Raw genomic sequence first — 18217 nt, forward strand, 5'->3', positions numbered from 1 at the left:
GTGCGCGCCTCGATCGAGGTTGCCGACATCTTCCGCACTGCCGGGCCCGCCTACCGGGCCGCCCATGCAGGGCATCTGACACTGCAGCAGCTCAAGGTCATGTCGGCGATCGAGCACTGCCGCACCGCGGCCCTTGGCGGTCACGTCGAGGCCTGCGAGGACTGCGGCCACTGGCGCATCGCCTACAACTCCTGCCGCAACCGGCACTGTCCAAAGTGCCAGGGTGCCGCGGCGCGGACATGGCTTGCCGAGCGCGAGGCCGACCTGCTGCCGGTCGGCTACTTCCACGTCGTCTTCACGCTGCCAGCCGAGGTCGCCGACATCGCCTTCCACAACAAGGCGGCGGTCTACGACCTGCTGTTCAAGGCGGCGTCGCAGACGATGCTGACCATCGCGGCCGATCCGAAGCATCTGGGCGCACGCATCGGCATCACCGCCGTGCTCCACACATGGGGTTCGGCGATGACGCATCATCCGCACGTGCACATGATCGTGCCAGGCGGTGGCATCTCGCCGGACGGAAGCCGGTGGATATCGTCGCGTCCCGCCTTCCTGCTGCCGGTGCGGGTGCTCGGCAAGCTGTTCCGCCGGCTGTTCCTCTCCCGGTTGGTCGCGCTGCACGACGCTGGCCGGCTCGCCTTCTTCGGCGCAATTGCTCATCTCGCGCAACGGCGGGCATTCCTGCGCCACCTGTCGCCGATCCGGAAGAAGCGCTGGGTGGTCTACGCCAAGGCGCCCTTCGCCGGCCCGGAAGCGGTGCTCGCCTACCTGTCGCGCTACACCCACCGGGTGGCGGTCTCGAACAGCCGCCTCATCCGCCTCGACGAGAGCGGCGTCACCTTCCGCTACAAGGACTATCGTCGCGAAGGCGCCGACCGGCAGCAGCTCATGACGCTCGCGACCGACGAGTTCATCCGCCGCTTCCTGCTGCATGTCCTGCCGCGTGGCTTCCATCGCATCCGGCATTACGGCCTGCTTGCCGGTTCCGCTCGCAAGGCCAGCCTCGCGCTTGCTCGTGAACTCCTGAACGTCGTCGCACCGTCCGACGATGACACCACGGACGAACCGGACAACTTTCGCCCGCCATGCCCCTGCTGTGGCGGACGCATGATCGTCATCGAGGTGTTCGAACGCTGGAGGCAGCCGCGCGGACCGCCACACGGTTCCCCGTCGACCGGGAGCAGCACGCCATGACCCGGCATGGAAAGGTTCAGCCTTCAGCTGCAGGCACTCAGCCTCCGGCAACGGATCGACGCACGGCTATGGTGATTATCGACTCCGACAGAGCCGCGCCCAGCCGCCCACCGTTCGGACAACACCGCGCGGAGGCGCAACGAAGCGGTCTGTCCGCATTCACCCCAGAGCTCCTCGACGGCGGTCGCGCCATCGCCGACATCTGCCGAAATCCGAAATCCCCATAGCCATCGCCTGTGCCCCGCGGGTTCCTTCCTCGGGGACTTTCGTACGCCTGCCGGCGCCCGAAACTCTTCACGATTTCGGACTGACAGCTTTCGGCCGTCGAAGTGCGAAAGCGGACGTACGGTGCGCTCAAAGGGTGGTCTGGATGTGGTTCCTCAGGCTGCGCGCGGAGGGTATGTCATCCGGCCCTATCCCGGATTGCATAGAAAATACCTGCCATGACGAGTGTCGCGCCGATCGCTTGGACAAGCGTTATCGTCTCGCCGGCGAAGACCCATCCAACCACAAGAGCGACGACCGGCGGGATGTAATAAACCGACGCGACCTTCAATGCCCCCAAAATCTGGATGAGCTGGTAATAGATGACGAACGCGATCCCGGTCCCCGCTAGGCCAAGCCCGAAGACGAGCGCCAGCAGCGCCTCTCTATGGACAGCCAGCTCACTCCAGTGCCCCGGGGCTGCGAAGGGGGCTAGCAGAACAGCGGCAAAGAGCATCTGGTAGGTCGCCAGCTTGACCGGACCAAGGCCGAGCGACACCATGAACCGCCGCGCATAGACCAAGGCCAGTGCGTAGCTCACCGATCCGGCTAACATCGCTGCCACCCCGATCAGCGGCGAGCCGGCGCTTGCAGAGGCTGCTCCGCGGCCGAGCGGCGCGACCAGAAGGACACCCGCGAAGCCGATCCCCAGGCCAAGCGCCTTGACCCTGGTCAGACGCTCTGCGGGAAGCGCGACGGCAACGGTCGCCGCGGTGACGAAGGGGATAGCCCCGCTGATGACACCGGCGACACCGGACGGAAGGTGCGCCGTGCCGATGACAAAGAAGACATATGGGCCGACATTGGCCAAGAGTGCCATGGCGGCGAAATGGTGCGCAAAGCGCCAGTCGGTCCTCGCCAGCGATCCTCGGACGAGGGCAAGGGCAGCGATCGGAAGCGCGCCGAAGATAGTTCGCATCCACGCCACTTCGAGCGGCGGCACGACGGCGACCGCCATCTTCATGAACAAGAAGTTGGTGCCCCAGATGAAGCCGAGCAGGCCCAGCAAGGACCACGCTAACCAGAGCTTCGGTGATGCATTTGCGTGGCGATCAGGGCGAGGTGAAGTGCTGCCCACAGACATGACAATCCTCCGTTACACACGCAAAGCGGCCGCTGTTGTTAAGCTCATGGGACTCCCTCCACCTCGCCCAGCAGTCGGGGAAGCTCCAGCTCCGCGTCCCGCGTCTGGAAGCCCCATTGGAGGGCGGCTTGCATCCGGCTCTGGAACTCGGCCTGCTGCATGAGGGAGACCAGGTCGCGGATCAGTTCTGGCCCCATCAATTCATAGGCGGGGCAGCAATTTCGGCGAAGAGGACGCCCGCTTCCTTGCTCACGGGTGAGTGTCTAGAAAAAACCATAGCATTCTCCTGCATTCCTCTGGTGAACCCACATACCTCGCTTGGACGAACGGAATTATACGTGCGGTCTATCTCACGTTCTCCGTCCCCGCGCGCGATCCGTCGCGGTAGGGGGCCAAGAACGGCGTTAGCGCCGCGAGCAGCTTCTTTGGAGCCTCCTCGGCGACCCAGTGGCCGCTTTCGGGAATGATGACGCTCTGCACGTTGTCCGCGACGAGCCTCATCGTGTTCGCCGTCCCCTCACCGATGGCTTTGCCGCCTCCGATTGCGAGGACAGGGAGGGTCAGCCGCCGCGTCTTGCGCCGCGCGTTCTGCGCAATCGTGGTGTCGATCGCGCGATACGATCCAAAGCTGCCACGAAGTGCGTCGGGGTTCGAGGTCAGGCCGTCGACGTAATACTTCACGACGCTGGCGGGTAGAGGCGTCCCCGCCGACTGTACGTACTCTGCACCGAAATAGATGTCCTTCGCGCCCCCGAACGAGGCGCTCATTTACGTCGCCGTCCAGCCGGTTGAATGCAATGTGCCAGAGTCGCTTGTTGAGCGGTCCGGGGACAATCAGGGGTGGTGAGGGAGTGACGCCTGCGATGATGCCCTCGCCGATGACGAGGCGCTCCACGCGATCAGGATGATCCGCAGCGAGAGCATAGCCGATTCCCATGCCCGTGTCGAAGCCGATCATCGCGAAGCGCTTGTGGCCGAGCGCATCCATCAGCGCGATGAGGTCGTTGGCTTGCGTGCCGGAGTCGTACCCGTTCTGCGGTTTGTCGGAGAGCCCGATCCCGCGCTGGTCGATCGCTATGACTTGGAAGTCCCGCGCCAGCGCCGGCATCACCAGGCGCCATTGGTACCAGGTCTGGGGCCAGCCATGGACCAACAGCAACGCCGGGCCTTTTCCGCCAACTACCGCATGCAGGCGCACACCGTTGGCATGAACGTACCGACTGGTGAACGTGTCGGTGAACCCTTTCGGAAGGTAGGGTGCCCTTGTGGCGGAGCCCGAACCTTCGGGAGTCGCTGACTGGGCGGCCGCTTGGGGTATTGGCTCCCCAAGTAGTCCAAAGGCAACTGCGGCTGCTGCGATGGCAAGAATGCTTCGGCGAGTCGCTAACGACGAATTTGCGGTCATGACGGCCTCCCTGTTCAGGAAAGTAAAAATCGTCACCTTCTCTTACAGCTCAGAGAGGCCACCATCCACGACCAGTTCCGAGCCAAGCATGTAGTTTGACGCGTCGCTGGCAAGGAACAGGACGGCGGCTGCCACTTCCTCGGGGTGTCCCAGCCGGCCGAACGGAATCTGCTTCGCGGCACTGGCAAGGTAGTCCTTGAATTCCGCCTCGGTCTGACCGGGGAACTCTGATTGTCCGACACCCCTGAGAATGGGGGTGTCGATAAGACCGGGGCTCACAGCATTGACTCGGATCCGCCGCGACTGCAGCTCTGCCGAGAATGTTCGGGCGAAGGAACGAACCGCCGCCTTGGATGCCGAAAGCGCGGCGCGGCCAGGGGCGCCCACCTGGTTAAGCCATGCGGTATTCAGAATGACCGAACCGCCCTCCCGCATGATCGGCTCCACCGCCTGAAGCGAGAAGAAGACCGACTTGACGTTCGTGGCCATGAGGGTATCGAACGCTTCTTCCGTCGTATTCGAAAGTGGTGTTGTGTAAGCCACTCCGGCATTGGCGAAGAACACATCCAGGCCGCCGAATGAGTCCTTGATCCGCGCCGCCATGTTGCGCAGGCTTTCCGTCGAAAGGGCGTCCACCTGGAGCGTTAGGAGGTCATCACCGATGGCCGCGCGTGCCTTGTCCAGCTTGGGTTGATCTCGACCGGTAATCGCCACACGGGCACCCGCCTCGTGCATTAGCTTGGCAGAGGCCAAACCTATACCTGAAGCGCCACCGGTAATCAGCACCGTTTTGTTCTCGAGCATGCGATATACTCCATCCTTATAGTTGAACATGAGGTATCTTCCTTCGGTGCGGTTATGCGTGCCTGAGACTGTCCACGGCATCGAGAACGTGTGTGCTGTAGACCAGCGCAGCGCCTGCATTGAGGTTGATGGCGACACCGAGCGCCTCGGCGATTTCATCATCAGTGGCGCCAAGCTTTACCGCCTCGGCAGAGTGAGCGGCGATGCAACCGTCGCAGCGAGTGGTCACAGCAACAGCGAGCGCGATAAGTTCGCGCATCTTCGCTTCGAGGTGGCCGGTTTTTGCGCCCGCGCCAGCCAGGAGAGTTGCGCCTTTGATAGTATCAGGTGTCCTGGTGGACATTTCCTTGAGGCGGAGATTGATGTCCAGAAGCTTTTTCTTCCAGTCGAGCATCAGAATGACTCCAGTTGCGGTGTTCGGGTTTGAAGTGGCCGGTGGCGGAAACAAAGTACGGGGATGGCGCTCCCCGCTCAGGATGAGCCACTCGGGTTGGGCGCGGCTGACAATCCCAGCCGCCCGGCTTGCAGTGCAAGCTCGCTGACCTGCTCCGGCGTTGCCGACTGCAGGTGCTGGGCACTTCCTAGTCGTGATGATCGTGCGTTAGCTTCGCCGACTCGGGCACGGTGAACGTATGAGTCACCTCCTGTCCGGGGATGACGTTGTGATTAGCGTCCACCAGCGCGATCTTCACCTTGTGCTCGCCAGGCGGCAGCCCGGCTATGTCGACTGTGTTGTTGTCACTCGCATCCGCCCACCACCAGGGCAAGTCGTCGACAATGACGTGCAGATGCCCGATACGTGGAGATACCTGGAGGGCGCCCGCCCCGAACACGGGTACGATGCGCAGGTTCTCCACCCGGTACTGGGCCCAGTAGACGCCTATGGTCAGCCCCTCCGGAAGCGGGGGATCCACAATCAGCTTGGGCGCAGGCTCGTTCTCGATGGCGACATACGGGGAAGCGCCGCGGATCTCCCTCGCGCTCTGGGCAAAGGCGCTCGTGGCGAGCATGGTGCCAGCCGCGACAGCGGCAAGGGTCTTGATGAGAGTCATGGCATTGTCCTTCTTTGATGAGTGCAGGATTTTGTCAGGCCAGCGGGCCGCCGCGCGGCGCCGCTTTAGCTCGGCGACGTTTGCGTCCGGGACGTAGCTGGTGGACGATCTCCGGACGACTCTTGGTATGCGTCTTCGAATTGGTTCCGCCTCTCGCGCCACGGCAAGCGGCGTAGTTCCTCAGCGAGAGCTGGGGCTGCGGACTCTCGATAGCGACGCGCCCAAAGGTTGAGCCGATCCTCGTTGTCCAAAAAGAACTTCCAGTCGCTGATGACCGCGGGTCTGATCAGCAGGAACGGCACAGGCGCTGTGAACGGTCGAAAGCTGGGGTTGTATAGCGCAAACCCTTCGTTGGTTTCGTAAAACCCTCCCAGCACCAGTCCGGCTTCTGCATAAGACGGGACTCCAAGATGCTGCAGGATTTCGTCGAAAAGATCCTTTGCTTGATCGGCCGACAAATCGGTGAAAACAACGACGATTGATTTGTAGATCGCATCGTCTCCGTCAGCAGGTTGTGCTTCCAAGAACAGTTTCTGGTAGACGCTTATGAGCTGGACAGTGTCCGGCACACTCAGGTTGGCTATTCGCTCAGGAGCTAGCCAAAGTGTTTTAAGTTCATCGGCCCGAGGCACGAACGGGCACACAGGTCCAGCGCGGCCGAGATCCTTGTGAGGCCTGGCCACGAAGGTCTTGATCCAGTCTGCGACGGCGTGAAGCGCGCTTAGATCGCTTCCCGCTAGCTTCTTCGTTCTACTGACATCCTCAAGATGCGTGGGGAGGAAAAGATTGGCGGCCTGTGGCATCGAACTGCCTCCTAGCGAGCCGTCGTGCATTGTTCCCGCGCTCTGCGGGGCTCCCGTGGTGATCGACTTGCCAGCTGCAACACCAGCAGGCGTCTTGATGCGCGTAGTCATCGCATTCTCCTCAGGTTTTGTGCCTCGGTTTGTCAGTTGGAGAAGAGCGCGGCGGCCAGCGCCACCGCGCTCTCGTCTCAGTTCAGTTCACGCAGCGGCTTGAACGCCGCCCTGAGCTCGCGGGTGAAAATCATCGGCTCCTCCCAGGCGGGAAAGTGGCCGCCCCTTTCGGCGTCGTGAAAGTAGATCAAGCTCGGGAAGGCGCGGCGCGCCCACGTCTCCGGGGCTCGAAAGAGATCGTCGTCCGGGAACGTCGTGATCGCGACCGGGACCGCGATCTCATCGGTCTTTTGCGCGGCAGCACTGATGAGGTTCTGATCGCGATTCTCCCAGTAGAGCCTCGCCCCGGAGGATACGGTGTTGGTCAACCAGTGCAGCGAGAAGTTGTCCAGCACCTCGTCCGGTGTCGGCCGCTGCTCCGGGTCCTTGCCGTAGGTCCACTTGCCGAACCCGCCGTGCACGAGCATCCACCCCGCCAGGCCGGCGGGGGAGTCCGTCAAGCCGTAGCCGACGGCTTGCGGTCGCGCGCTCATCATCGTCAGGTAACCCCAGCCCCCGTTCTTGATGAACCCTTGCATGGCATCGAATTCCGCGCGCTCCTTCACGGTCAGACCCGCAGGCGCGGGCCCGCCTGTCGCGATCGCGTCGGCAGCGTCAGGCGGGAACACCGCCGGGAGATTGGTGTGGATGGCGAGCAGTCCTGTCGGCGCTTGGCGCGCCATCGCCTCGACGACGCCCGCTCCCCAGTCGCCGCCCTGGGCGACGTAGCGCGTGTACCCCAGCCGCTTCATCAGCACGTCCCAAGCACGGCCGATGCGCTCGACGCCCCATCCGACCTCGTTGGGTCGAGACGAAAAGCCGTAGCCCGGCAGGGAAGGAACCACGACATCGAAGGCGTCTTCGGCCCGGCCGCCGTACGCGGCTGGGTCGGTGAGCGGACCAATGATCTTGATCTGCTCGAAGATCGAGCCGGGCCAACCATGCGTCACGATCAGCGGCATCGCGTTCGGGTGGCGCGAGCGGACGTGGATGAAGTGGACGTCCACTCCGTCGATAATCGTCTTGAACTGCGGGAAGGCGTTCAGTTTCGCCTCGCCCTTGCGCCAGTCATAGTCCGTCGCCCAATAGTGGACGAGCTCTTGGAGCTTCACTAGCTGCGCGCCCTGCGAATGATCGATGACCGTCTCCTTGTCGGGCCAGCGGGTCGCCACGAGACGCTGCTTCAAGTCGGCTAGGTCCGCGTCCGGCACATGAACGCGAAACGGGCGGATTGCGCTGCCGACCGCCGTGGCTGCGCGCAGCGTCCCGGGAAGGATGCTGATTGCGCCGACGGCAGCAGATGCGAGAATAAGATCGCGCCGCGTCGGCGATGGCAGTGTTGATGATGAATTGGTGGACAAGGCAAGTCTCCTTTGTTCGTTGCTGCCGGAGCGTTGAGTAAGTCGGCACTCCTTCAGCCAGCTTCGATACCGGCCATACGCTGCAATTCGCGAGCAGACATAGGCCTGCCAAATCGTGTCTAGCGGGTCGCTGCTCGGCGCGCTTTCAGAGGACCTTCATTTCCTCTTAAGGAGGCCTTCAGGTTAGCGTATCCGATGTGCTAATCTCCCACTGACCTAAGCGGCCGTTGGAGTCGCCGGTGCTGTTCCTATTTGATGATCTCTCTCTCGACACCGACCGCCGTGAACTTCGTGGCGCGGGGGGCCTGATCTCCCTCGAGCCTCAGGTTTTCGATCTTCTGACCTACCTGATATGCAACCGTGATCGGGTCGTCAGCAAAGACGACATCCTGGCCGCAATCTGGCACGGACGGATTGTTTCGGAATCCGCATTGACTACACGCATCAATGCGGCCCGTAGCGCAATCGGCGACAGCGGCGAAGCACAGCGCCTCATCAAGACGCTGCCGCGCAAGGGCTTGCGATTTGTGGGCGCGGTGAGCGAACGAAAGGAGCCTATGGCAGCGCCGCTACCTTTGTCTTCCGGGCAGCTTACACCTCCCGTGCTGCCGGTTCAGCCTTCGATAGCGGTTCTGCCATTTGCCAATCTGAGCGGTGATCCCGAGCAGGAATACTTCGCTGATGGCATCGTGGAGGAGATCATCACGGCTTTGTCACGCATGCGCTGGCTGTTCGTCATCGCCCGCAATTCAAGCTTCACATACAAGGGTCGAGCCACCGACATAAGGCAAATCGGGCATGAGCTGGGAGTGCGCTACGTGCTTGAAGGCAGCGTGCGGAAGGCCGCCGACCAATTGCGCATCACAGCGCAGCTCATCGAGGCGGCTACCGGCGCTCATTTGTGGGCTGAGCGCTATGATCGCAAGCTCGCCGACACTTTCCTGGTGCAGGATGAGATCACTGGAAGCGTAGTGGGCGCGATCGAGCCCGAGCTGCGGAAGGTCGAGCGGCAGCGAGCGATCCGCAAGAAACCCGAAACTATGGACGTATGGGATCAATGCGCGCGGGGCATGTGGCACTTCTACCAGTCAACTGCCGAAGACAATGCCGCAGCCGAGGCTTTCATGCGAGGGGCGATCGATCTGGACCCGACATACGCACAGGGGCATGTTGGCTTGTCGGCGGTCTTTATCCAAAGAATCCTTTCGGATTGGAGTGAAAACATCGACGCCGACCGGCAAGCAGGGTACGAAGCGGCGCGCCGCGCCGTCGAGCTCGACGACAAGGATCCCACGGCACACTTCTTGCAGGCATCGCACAGCCTGCTGAATCTGGATCACGGGTATTCCTTAGCGTCGGCGCAGAGAGCAGTCGACCTAGCACCGAATTTCGCAATGTGCCATTTCGTCCTGGGCTGGGCGCGCCTCTTTCTCGGCAAGTTCGAGCAGGCGATTGAATCGTTCCAGCTAGCGATGCGCCTGAGCCCGTACGATCCGTTGACATACGTTTTCTGCATCCATCTGGCGCTGGCGCATTACCACCAAGGGCACTACGCGAAGGCTGCGGAGATCGCGCGCACCGGCATCGGACTTCGGCCCACGCGCATGGCGTACCGGGTACTCGCCGCCTGTTGTGGCCAGCTCGGCCAAGTGAGCGAAGGGCAGGCCGCGCTCGCTCAAATGCGCCGCCGAATGCCAAAGGATGCCGAAAAACGATGGGACGTGTCATATCCTTACGCCGATCCTGCCCACCGCGCGGCTTTCATCGATGGACTGCGCAAAGCAGGTTGGGACGGATAGCGGCGGTGGGACGTGGCAACGGTCGCAATCGACGCGTGGGCAACTGTGTACCCGCGGGTGGTTGCAGAAGTCATTGTCGCCCTGGCGAGAATGACTGGCCCTACGAGAAGACGGTTGACGATCGCCTGGCGTCGATCGCGAATTCGGCCAGTGCCCAGATGATAGTTATGCTATTGTCCTTCCGAGAATCGCCTGGACCCGCCGAGGCTCGACACAAGCATACTTCTTGAGTTGATATTGGGGGTTCTTGTTGATGAAGTCAGCAGCCTTGACTTGCCCCGTCATGAGGCAATCCATAAACTGCATTTGTTCTCCTATCATCGGTTGGCATTGCTGCCCCGTCGAGAGACATACCCACAGTACGAGAATGCTAGTCATCGAACACTCCTGTCGTCTTGCAGATAATCCTGTCGATCTTGCATCGCGGGCAATCTCAGTATCACTGTTGTGCCCGACCCGAAGGTGCTCTCAAGATCGACGCTTCCGCCTGTTTCCTCGGCGAAGCGTTTCACCATCGGTAAGCTGATACCGCCAAGACCCTTCCCCTTCGTGGTGAACAAAGGATCGAAGGCGCGGACCATCGTCTCCTGCGTCATTCCAATACCGCTATCGATGAAGCGACATCCACGACGCACCGGTCATTTCCGTTCGCCTCTCAACATCGGCCGGGCGCTTCTTGCTTCAACCATGATCGCTCGACGTTCGAACGCCGGGCCTGGCCCCCGCATGTAGTGAAGTTCCGGCCGGTAGCTCGGTGCAATGAACTCACGGACTGCAGATGCCAGCCGTTTTCCAAGCGCTCGCAGTTTCATGGCACAACTCCTTTCTCCATCCGAGACTGATGGGTGGAGGATGGACCACGCTGAGCTGAAAGACTTTCAGACGACCTCAATTTTGCCTTGGGGTCTTGTCCAGAATTGTCCAGAATACCTGCGATCGCGGTAGTATTGCGTGCCGAGAGGTCCACCAGGTCGGTCGCGTAGCGAACTGGCCAACACGATGCAAAACCGGCGGACTAGTCTACACGGGCGGCGAATGTCAGCCCATTGCGGAAATTTGACACCGCCTCGTCTAGCCAAGGAGATGATGCCGATGGTCGAAATCGCCTACCCTCGCGAGAGGACCGCACTCCTCCTCGTAGATCCCTACAACGACTTCCTGTCTGAGGGCGGGAAGTCTTATCCGCGCCTGAAACCGATCGCCGATGAAGTCGGGCTGCTTGATAATCTGCGCCGGCTGGACAGCGCCGTACGGACGGCGGGCATCCAAGTGGTCATCGTGCCGCACCGGCGGTGGGAGCCAGGTGACTATGAGGACTGGGACCATCCGAACCCCTCTCAGCAACGGATCATGCAAGCCCACCATTTCGCGCGCGGCGAGTGGGGCGGCGATTGGCATCCCGACTTCGCGCCGAAGCCAGGCGATATCGTTGCCCAGGAGCACTGGGGGCAAAGCGGTTTCGCCAACACCGACCTGGATTTCCGGCTGAAGCAGAAGGGAGTTACCCATGTAATCGTCGTCGGACTGCTGGCCAACACATGCATAGAGTCGACCGCCCGCTTCGCCATGGAGCTCGGCTATCATGTTACCCTGGTGCGCGACGCGACGGCCGCCTTCTCGCACGAAATGATGCACGCCGCGCACGAGCTGAACGGCCCTGCCTTCGCCCACGCCATCCTGACAACAGCCGAACTGATCGCAGCCTTGGCCAAGGGAGCCTGATCAAAGGGAGAAAGGCAATTAAACGCCTATCAATACGCCTGCCGCAGCTGCGGTGCCAATGAGTTAGTAGGTGCATAAACGGACCATCCGAATGGTATCGAGGAGTGACCGATCATGGCGCGCAACCGCGACTTCCAGAGCGGTCGCCGGCTATGTCCGCTCCCAGGCGGCGGCAAAGCTGACCTTAACGGCCGACATTGGCGCAAAGTTGTCGCCAGTCGGACGTCACTCTGGGTCATGAATTTCCCTTGATCTCCCCTTTAGGGAAGGTCTGCATAGGTCGGAACAGGAAATCGCGTCGGACAGCTTGAGCTGCTCCGTAATCTCAACCGCGAGCCCGGCTGTCCACCATCTTGTAGGCGCTGCCGGCGTTGACCGCGTTTCGATCCCGTGAGCGGTGACACCTTTGGACGTTCTTTCATGTTATCTGACGACGCGCATCATGACGCTGAAGGGCTGAGCGAACTCTTGGCGCCCTCAGCCGCTGAAAGCGGTTTTGCAACGGGTTGCACCAAGCTTGCCTTCGGAAGGCTAGGGGCGCGAACGAAGAGGTCGTGAGTTCGAATCTCGCCGGGCGCGCCTATTTCTATATAAGTTTCAATTTGTTAGACTACATAGCTGCAGATTGCAAATGCGCGAGGCCATACGTCCGCAAGCTAGTTGAATGCGCCAAGCTGCCACCTTCGCGGCACAATTCGTGCGCTCCTTGCCGAATTCACTCACTTTCTGCAGGAGTTCGGCGTGGGCCAACTCAGCGTCACAGATGAGTGGTGCCACGTGGGCAGTGGTTGACGCTCCCGGCCTTATTAACCCACATTTGGCGCTGGAACAGGGTCGCAAAACTGACCGCAAACTTTCCGGATCCGGCTTGCCTCCCACCTTCTTCCCGCTCCCCAGAGCCGTCTTAGATGCTAAATATGCAGGTCGAACCGAATTGCCGGTTGGCGCAATCCTCCCACGCAAGCGGGTTGTGTTGAGCAACGGAACCTTCGTTGATGCAGGCTTCAACCAAGCTCTCGTCGATGAAGGTTTCAGCCTCAATTCGTAGCTTTATCTCCCTCCGATCATTTTCGCCTTGCAGTAGCGTCGGATGATCTCGATCACGGTCTCGGTGGTGCGGTCGAGATAGCTGCGCCCGTCGGCGAGCCGCGCCGTCGGGCTGATGTAGCTCTGCGGGCCGATGTGGGCTGCCGGGTCGAGCGAGCGCACCGTGACCTTCCCGGCGTCCAGGGCCCGGTTCCAGGCGCTGCGCCGCCACAGACGCCAGCGCTGGGGGAAGAGTCCGATGCCCACCCGCTCGATCCAGTCGTTCGCGCTGGTGAGCCGGTACAGGTGGAGCGCATGCGTGAGGTCGTTGGCGCCGTTGTGGAAACCGCCGAGCGTGATCAGCCACAGCGGAGAGCGGAGCTGGTTGAAGAGCTCCTCGACCGCGCCGGTGGCCACCTGGGCGCCACCACTGTAGCAGAGCAGGACGACCGGTATGCCGCTGGCGGGCTCGTAGCCCGCGAGCCGGAGCTGGTCGGCGATCTGTGCACCCACTGCCCGGTTGTACAGCGGGCGGTACCGGCGGTCGGCGGCCACAAAGGTCTGCATGACGTTGTGCAGGAACAGCGTGATACCGACGTGCCGCCGGAGCCAGTCCCACACCGGGCGCCCTACGAGCGGGTCCGCCAGGGGCGAGTAGGGCTGGACCTGGCCCAGCACGCGCAGCTCCGGTGCTCCGGCGATGACGGCCTTGACGAGCTGGCCGCCGTCGCGCGTATCGGTGAAGCGGCGCTTGCCGATCCCGTCCAGGTAGACCAAGTAGGCGTCCGGCGGTCGCCCTGGATCGGCACCCCTGGCGTAGGGCACCTCCGGTGGGAGCGTGGCGGCCGGTGCGCGCCGGCCGATGGTGTAGACCATCAGCTCGTAGCGGGCGAGCAAGCCCTCGGCAAGCAGGAACGGGCCGAGCGCCAGGAGGGCGACGAGCAGGAGGAGCTCGCTCACACGATCGCCTCCGGCTCCCGCGCGCCGGCGATGATCCTCGCGATCAGCCGCCGGACCACCTCGACCGTGGCGGCGAGCCCGACCCCCGCGACGGCGATGCACCCGGCCGTGGTCCACCAACCCAGTCCCGACTCCGCGGCGAGCGGGCCGACCAGCCCTGCCCCGACACCGGCCACTAGCAGGATGTGCAGGAACGGCCCGAGGAGCGGGAACGCGAGGACGGCGGCCAAGAGCAGCGGGGCGACCAGGGCGGGTGTCCAGGCCAGCCCGCTCGTGCCGGGCAGCGGGGCCGCGTCAGGCGCCACGACCGGCTGCACCAGGTCGGCGACGGTCCACGCGGCGAGGGGCCACAGCGCGATCACCGTGCCTTCGACGACGGTGCCGGTCACCATCAGCCCAGCCACGAGCCGCGGGGACAGCCTGGGCCTGCGCGCCACCAGGGGCAGCACCCGCCCGGCACTCTCGGACAGACCGGCGAGGACCAGCAGGACGACGACGGTCGTCGACATGGTTCAGCGACCCCGTGCTCGATCGGTCGCGGTGCCTCTGCGCGCGTCGTCGAGGTACCGCTCGAGCTCGTCGGCGGCACGCCGGGCGCCGCCGGCCTGCTGCTGTGCGGCGCCCTGTGCGGCTGCCGCCTCGCGGAAGCTCGGCTCGTCCAGCAGACTCCGGGCGAGCGCGTGCACCGTCTCCGCAGTGGCGTCGTCCGTGCGGAGCGCGAGGCCAGCACCGAGCTCGACGACCCGCCGGGCTACCAGCGGCTGGTCCGCGCCCTGTGGCACGACGAGCGTCGGCACCCCGGCCCGCATCGCCTCGTTGACACTGTTCATGCCGCCGTGCGTCACGAAGAGCGCCGCCCGGTCCAGCACCTGGAGCTGCGGCACGGATCGGCGGGCCAGCACGTTGGCCGGCAGCGGACCCAGGTCTGCCGGTTCCGTGTGCCCGGTCGAGACGACAACGGTGCCGCCCAGCGGTGCCAGCGCGGTCGCGAAGGTCCGCAGCAGGGCGGGCCCCGCTTCGAACACCGTGCCTAGCGACGCGTACAGCACGGGGTCCTCCAGCCGGACGGCGTCGAACCCTGGATCGGTCAGGCGGGAACCGACGCTCGCCCCGACGAACCGGTACGAGGGGTCGAACGCGTCGGCTCCGGGCTGGAACGCGCTGGAGGTGAAGACCAGGTTCAGCGGCTCGCGCGCGTTCATCAGGTCGGTCAGAGGCAGCCCGCCGGTGTCGTAGCCGCGGTGCAGGGCCCAGCGCGCGCGGACGTAACCCCAGCCGATGCGAGGACGGGCCGCCGCGGCGGCCACCAACTCGCGGGAGATGCCGGTGGGGCTGGGCACCTGCCTGTTGAAGGCGAACGTGGTGAACGTTGCCGCCGCCGGCACACCGAGCTCACGCGCGGCCACCGCGCCCCATGGACAGGCCGCCCCATGCACGATCAGGTCGGGCCGGGTGCCGCGGAGGTCCGAGAGCACGCCGGGCAGCAGGCCGAGGGCGGTCCGCGCAAGCTCTTCCAGCATCGCGAGGGGGATCGGCGGATCCGGCAGGGGCAGGTCGCCCCCGGAGTAGAGGTTAACCTTCGCACCAGCGGCTTTAATCTGGGCCGCGAACGCGGGGGAGGTGTGGTAGGTCACCGTGTGACCACGCCGGGCGAGCTCTGCCACGACCGGGAGCGTCGGGTTGATGTACCCGTGCATGCCGATGTTGAGGAACGAGACGGTGCTCATCGACGGCCTCCGGGTGCCGCCGCCACCGGCTCGCGCCGGTACAGGCCGGGGCCGGTGATGACCAGCTCGTCGAGGAACCGGTTCGCGGAGAGCAGCGCGGCGTCGGTCAGCCGGCGGGAGTGGCTGGAGTCCCGGAGCGCGGGCCAGGCAACCACCAGCGCCATCGTTCCGCCAGCACCGTCGTCTAGATCCGTCTTAACGGACCGACTGGAAAGCATCAGTCTTAGCTTTCGCTGCGACATCTCAGACCCCAAACACCTTCATCAATGGCCCGGTTTGATTATCAAATTAAGTGCAAATTCTCACATTAAGTGCACGCCTAACCGACTGAAATCGTTGATAAGCGATTGTCACAATTAACTGCAAAGCGACAGTTGTTCTGGGTCATCGACCGGCTCCTTGTCCTGGCGTTTCTCGTGCGTTCCGAACCTCGGCAACCAGGTGTTGTCAGCACGCACATGAAACTCGGTTTTGCTTGATTTATGACGTCCCTACGCCTTTTTTGATTAGCGCATCACTCGATCAAGATCTGCCGATCCCCAGGGTGGCTGGCGACTCTAGCGGCAGAACCTTGGGGCGCGCGGGCGTTCTTCACAGCCCAGTCGAGCGCGAAGTCCGCGACCTCCTCCCAGCCGGCCTGAATACAGGTCCAGTGCGAGCGGTTGGGATAGATTTTGAGCTCGGTGTTCGACGGCGCCTGCTTCTGCTTCTCGAACATGGCTTTGGTCATCTTGGCCTGGGCAATGAGGTCGATGCCGCCGCCTATGAGCAACAGAGGCGCGCGGTTTGGGTTGTCCCAGCGGATCTTGCCTGCGGCCGAGACCAGACCGTCCCAGTAGATCTTCCCGGGCGTGGGGACGGTGTAACGGTCGTACATGGCATCGACCTGCGCCGACGGCACGGTCTGTGCGAAGCGCGTGCTGAAGAACCTGCGCGACATGGTCATGACGCGGCTCCAGCTTCCCCAGGACAAGAACACGGGGAAGGTTGACTTGATGGTCTGCCATCCGACCAGCACGCCGGACGTCGGCGCGGGGTCGATAACGACGCCGGCCACGCCAAGCCCGCGGTCAAGCAGGTGCTGCGTGACGGTGCCGCCGAACGAGTGTCCGATCAGGATGGGCGGCTCGGGCAGCGCGCGGATGAGGCGATCGTAGTGATTGATGATTTCGTTGATGCCGACCTGGGCGAGAGCGGGGTTCGGGGACGCACGTAGCTCGGCCGGAGAGCGGTCGTCGAGCGGCCAGGACGGGGCGATGACGGTGTAGCCCCTAGTTTCGTAGCGGGCCTTGAAGCCTTCCCAGCTGTGGGCGTTCAGCCAGGCGCCATGGATCAGCATGATAGTTTTGGACATTGGTTACTCCTTCGGTTCTGCTTAGCAACTGGGGCAGCGTACATTGCGTGGTCATCCTGCTATCGGATGAAGCTTGCAGCCATCGCCAGCCTACTTGGACTGCCTTGCGACCTCCTGAGCCTTGACGTAGCTCTCCATGACGGCTGAATAGTTCGGCGACACGTGACCGTAGAGCTTGCCAATCTCGGACGCTTGCGGACGATTCCAGGTGCGGTGCACTTCCGAAAGCACCGCGTTGGTCGTCACAGGTATGACGCCGCCTTGGACGAGGCGTGCCAGTGTCGTCCGGTTCGCCATCTCGCTGACGTCGCCCGAAGCATCCATGACAGCGTAGACCTTGTATCCAGCCAATTTTGCGTCCAGCGCTGGAAACGCCACACAAACGCTGGTCCACACCCCTGCCATTATGAGGGTCTTCCGACCAGTAGCCTCCACTGTCTTCACGAAGTCTTCGTTATCCCAGGCGTTCACTTCGCCCTTGCGAGCGACATAGACAGCATGGGGCGCGAATTCGTGAATCTCCGGCATGAGCGGCCCGTTGGTGCCGTTCGGCTCGGACGCCGTTGTGATCACGGGGATTTTCATCAGCGTGGCGAGCTTCGCAAGCGTCACGGTATTGGACCGAAGTTCAGCGACCGTAATGTCCTTCACGGTTTGGAATAGACCCGCCTGGTGATCGAGCAGCAGAAATACAGTGTCCGACGGATCAAGCAGCGCTGCCCCACCTCCTGTGGGAAGAATGCTCGATCGGACGCTGGCTTCAGGGGATTGAGCCAGTGCGGTAGAAGCAGGTGAAAGAACGGAGACTGATAGAATGCCGGCAAGTATCATCTTGTTGATTGCGGATTTCTGCATTGCGAACATGGGGGAACCTCGTCCTTGGCCCTTCGACAATTGTCGATCGATTGCTATGTCGATGACACTACGGTTGAAGGATGGTTGTGGTCGATCGGATCAAGGAAGAGGGCGGTCGATACCGCGGCATAGGTCTGTCATCTCGAAGGATGCGGCGCAATGGCGTCAGCCGCGGGCCGAGCACAGCCGACGACGCCCTCCGCTGCGTCATCGCCACCGCTTTCGCCTAGAACATACCGGTGTCATACCGGCGTTCACCGTCTGGACAGTAATCCCCCCTCAACGGGGGCCTCATTCGGCTCTGGGGCTCATGGCGCACCGGTCCGCCCAGCTTGCAGGAGGGGCTTTCAGGTGATGACCTCTATGATCGTATGGATAGGTCCCCTGCACGTCACAGCCAACCAGGACGCGCTGCGGGGTGGCTGCAACTGTTTCGCTACCGCCGAAGATTCGGAAGAAAGCCTTCAAAGGCGCGAAAACGACCTGGTCACCGTTGCACATCGGAGGACTCTGTATAGACCGTCCTTAGCCGGTACGCGCGTCGGCACGGCTGCTTCGCCGGGTTTGCAAGACCGATAATCACGCACGTATATGTCGTAGAGCATCAATTTATCTACGCGTGCTGAGTGGTATCGAAGGATGGATCGGTGCTCCGAT

At 62.7% G+C, this 18217-nt stretch carries 18 protein-coding genes; 3 read left to right on the forward strand and 15 right to left on the reverse strand.

Features of this window, described 5'->3' with window-relative positions; translation table 11 throughout:
* Positions 1–1194 carry an IS91 family transposase gene (locus NMG70_RS11560; RefSeq protein ID WP_254024637.1) on the forward strand — a complete coding sequence of 398 codons (1194 nt, stop codon included), beginning with the start codon at positions 1–3 and terminating at the stop codon, positions 1192–1194.
* Positions 1195–1597: 403 nt separating this feature from the next.
* On the opposite strand, the gene NMG70_RS11565 is transcribed toward NMG70_RS11560, so the two are convergent.
* The 8 genes from NMG70_RS11565 to NMG70_RS11600 all read right to left on the reverse strand — a co-directional run bounded on the left by NMG70_RS11565 (position 1598) and on the right by NMG70_RS11600 (position 8117).
* Positions 1598–2542, reverse strand: a complete 945-nt coding sequence (locus NMG70_RS11565) for a DMT family transporter (protein WP_254024638.1) — start codon at positions 2540–2542, stop codon at positions 1598–1600.
* Between the two features lie 345 nt (positions 2543–2887).
* Positions 2888–3043, reverse strand: a complete 156-nt coding sequence (locus NMG70_RS32905; RefSeq protein ID WP_367185521.1) for an alpha/beta fold hydrolase — start codon at positions 3041–3043, stop codon at positions 2888–2890.
* A gap of 16 nt (positions 3044–3059) precedes the next feature.
* Positions 3060–3947 carry an alpha/beta fold hydrolase gene (locus NMG70_RS32910; protein ID WP_367185522.1) on the reverse strand — a complete coding sequence of 296 codons (888 nt, stop codon included), beginning with the start codon at positions 3945–3947 and terminating at the stop codon, positions 3060–3062.
* A 42-nt stretch (positions 3948–3989) separates the two neighbouring features.
* Positions 3990–4751 (reverse strand): SDR family oxidoreductase, encoded by a 762-nt coding sequence (locus tag NMG70_RS11580; RefSeq protein WP_436798376.1) that lies wholly within the window; start codon positions 4749–4751, stop codon positions 3990–3992.
* Positions 4752–4803: 52 nt separating this feature from the next.
* Complete coding sequence (locus NMG70_RS11585; RefSeq protein ID WP_254024640.1) at positions 4804–5145, reverse strand: carboxymuconolactone decarboxylase family protein; 342 nt, start codon at positions 5143–5145, stop codon at positions 4804–4806.
* Positions 5146–5332: 187 nt separating this feature from the next.
* On the reverse strand, positions 5333–5803 hold the full coding sequence (locus NMG70_RS11590; RefSeq protein ID WP_254024641.1) for a DUF6130 family protein: 471 nt from the start codon (positions 5801–5803) through the stop codon (positions 5333–5335).
* A gap of 65 nt (positions 5804–5868) precedes the next feature.
* Positions 5869–6717 (reverse strand): DUF6875 domain-containing protein, encoded by an 849-nt coding sequence (locus tag NMG70_RS11595; RefSeq protein WP_254024642.1) that lies wholly within the window; start codon positions 6715–6717, stop codon positions 5869–5871.
* A gap of 77 nt (positions 6718–6794) precedes the next feature.
* Positions 6795–8117: an epoxide hydrolase family protein gene (locus NMG70_RS11600; protein ID WP_436798372.1), complete on the reverse strand. Its 1323-nt coding sequence runs from the start codon at positions 8115–8117 to the stop codon at positions 6795–6797.
* 239 nt (positions 8118–8356) lie between these two features.
* Here NMG70_RS11600 and NMG70_RS11605 point away from each other — a divergent pair, with 239 nt between their 5' ends.
* On the forward strand, positions 8357–9916 hold the full coding sequence (locus NMG70_RS11605; RefSeq protein WP_254024643.1) for a winged helix-turn-helix domain-containing tetratricopeptide repeat protein: 1560 nt from the start codon (positions 8357–8359) through the stop codon (positions 9914–9916).
* Between the two features lie 374 nt (positions 9917–10290).
* On the opposite strand, the gene NMG70_RS11610 is transcribed toward NMG70_RS11605, so the two are convergent.
* Positions 10291–10551, reverse strand: a complete 261-nt coding sequence (locus NMG70_RS11610) for an ATP-binding protein (protein WP_301555148.1) — start codon at positions 10549–10551, stop codon at positions 10291–10293.
* Positions 10552–11008: 457 nt separating this feature from the next.
* Here NMG70_RS11610 and NMG70_RS11615 point away from each other — a divergent pair, with 457 nt between their 5' ends.
* A complete protein-coding gene (locus NMG70_RS11615; RefSeq protein WP_254024645.1) occupies positions 11009–11638 on the forward strand; it encodes a cysteine hydrolase family protein in 630 nt (209 codons plus the stop codon).
* A 1050-nt stretch (positions 11639–12688) separates the two neighbouring features.
* Here the strand turns inward: NMG70_RS11615 and NMG70_RS11620 are convergent.
* The 6 genes from NMG70_RS11620 to NMG70_RS11645 all read right to left on the reverse strand — a co-directional run bounded on the left by NMG70_RS11620 (position 12689) and on the right by NMG70_RS11645 (position 17569).
* Complete coding sequence (locus NMG70_RS11620; protein ID WP_254024646.1) at positions 12689–13624, reverse strand: hypothetical protein; 936 nt, start codon at positions 13622–13624, stop codon at positions 12689–12691.
* Positions 13621–14133, reverse strand: a complete 513-nt coding sequence (locus NMG70_RS11625; protein WP_254024647.1) for a hypothetical protein — start codon at positions 14131–14133, stop codon at positions 13621–13623. The genes NMG70_RS11620 and NMG70_RS11625 overlap by 4 nt, the downstream gene beginning before the upstream one ends.
* Positions 14134–14136: 3 nt before the next feature.
* Positions 14137–15351 (reverse strand): macrolide family glycosyltransferase, encoded by a 1215-nt coding sequence (locus NMG70_RS11630; protein ID WP_254024648.1) that lies wholly within the window; start codon positions 15349–15351, stop codon positions 14137–14139.
* Complete coding sequence (locus tag NMG70_RS11635) at positions 15348–15515, reverse strand: hypothetical protein (RefSeq protein WP_254024649.1); 168 nt, start codon at positions 15513–15515, stop codon at positions 15348–15350. The genes NMG70_RS11630 and NMG70_RS11635 overlap by 4 nt, the downstream gene beginning before the upstream one ends.
* A 350-nt stretch (positions 15516–15865) precedes the next feature.
* The gene (locus NMG70_RS11640) at positions 15866–16705 is read right to left on the reverse strand and encodes an alpha/beta hydrolase (RefSeq protein WP_254024650.1); all 840 of its coding nucleotides are present in this window, start codon (positions 16703–16705) and stop codon (positions 15866–15868) included.
* Positions 16706–16795: 90 nt separating this feature from the next.
* Positions 16796–17569, reverse strand: a complete 774-nt coding sequence (locus NMG70_RS11645) for an isochorismatase family protein (protein WP_254024651.1) — start codon at positions 17567–17569, stop codon at positions 16796–16798.
* Positions 17570–18217: the final 648 nt, after the last annotated feature.

The organism is Mesorhizobium ventifaucium, from assembly GCF_935822925.1.
Classification (GTDB): domain Bacteria; phylum Pseudomonadota; class Alphaproteobacteria; order Rhizobiales; family Rhizobiaceae; genus Mesorhizobium; species Mesorhizobium ventifaucium.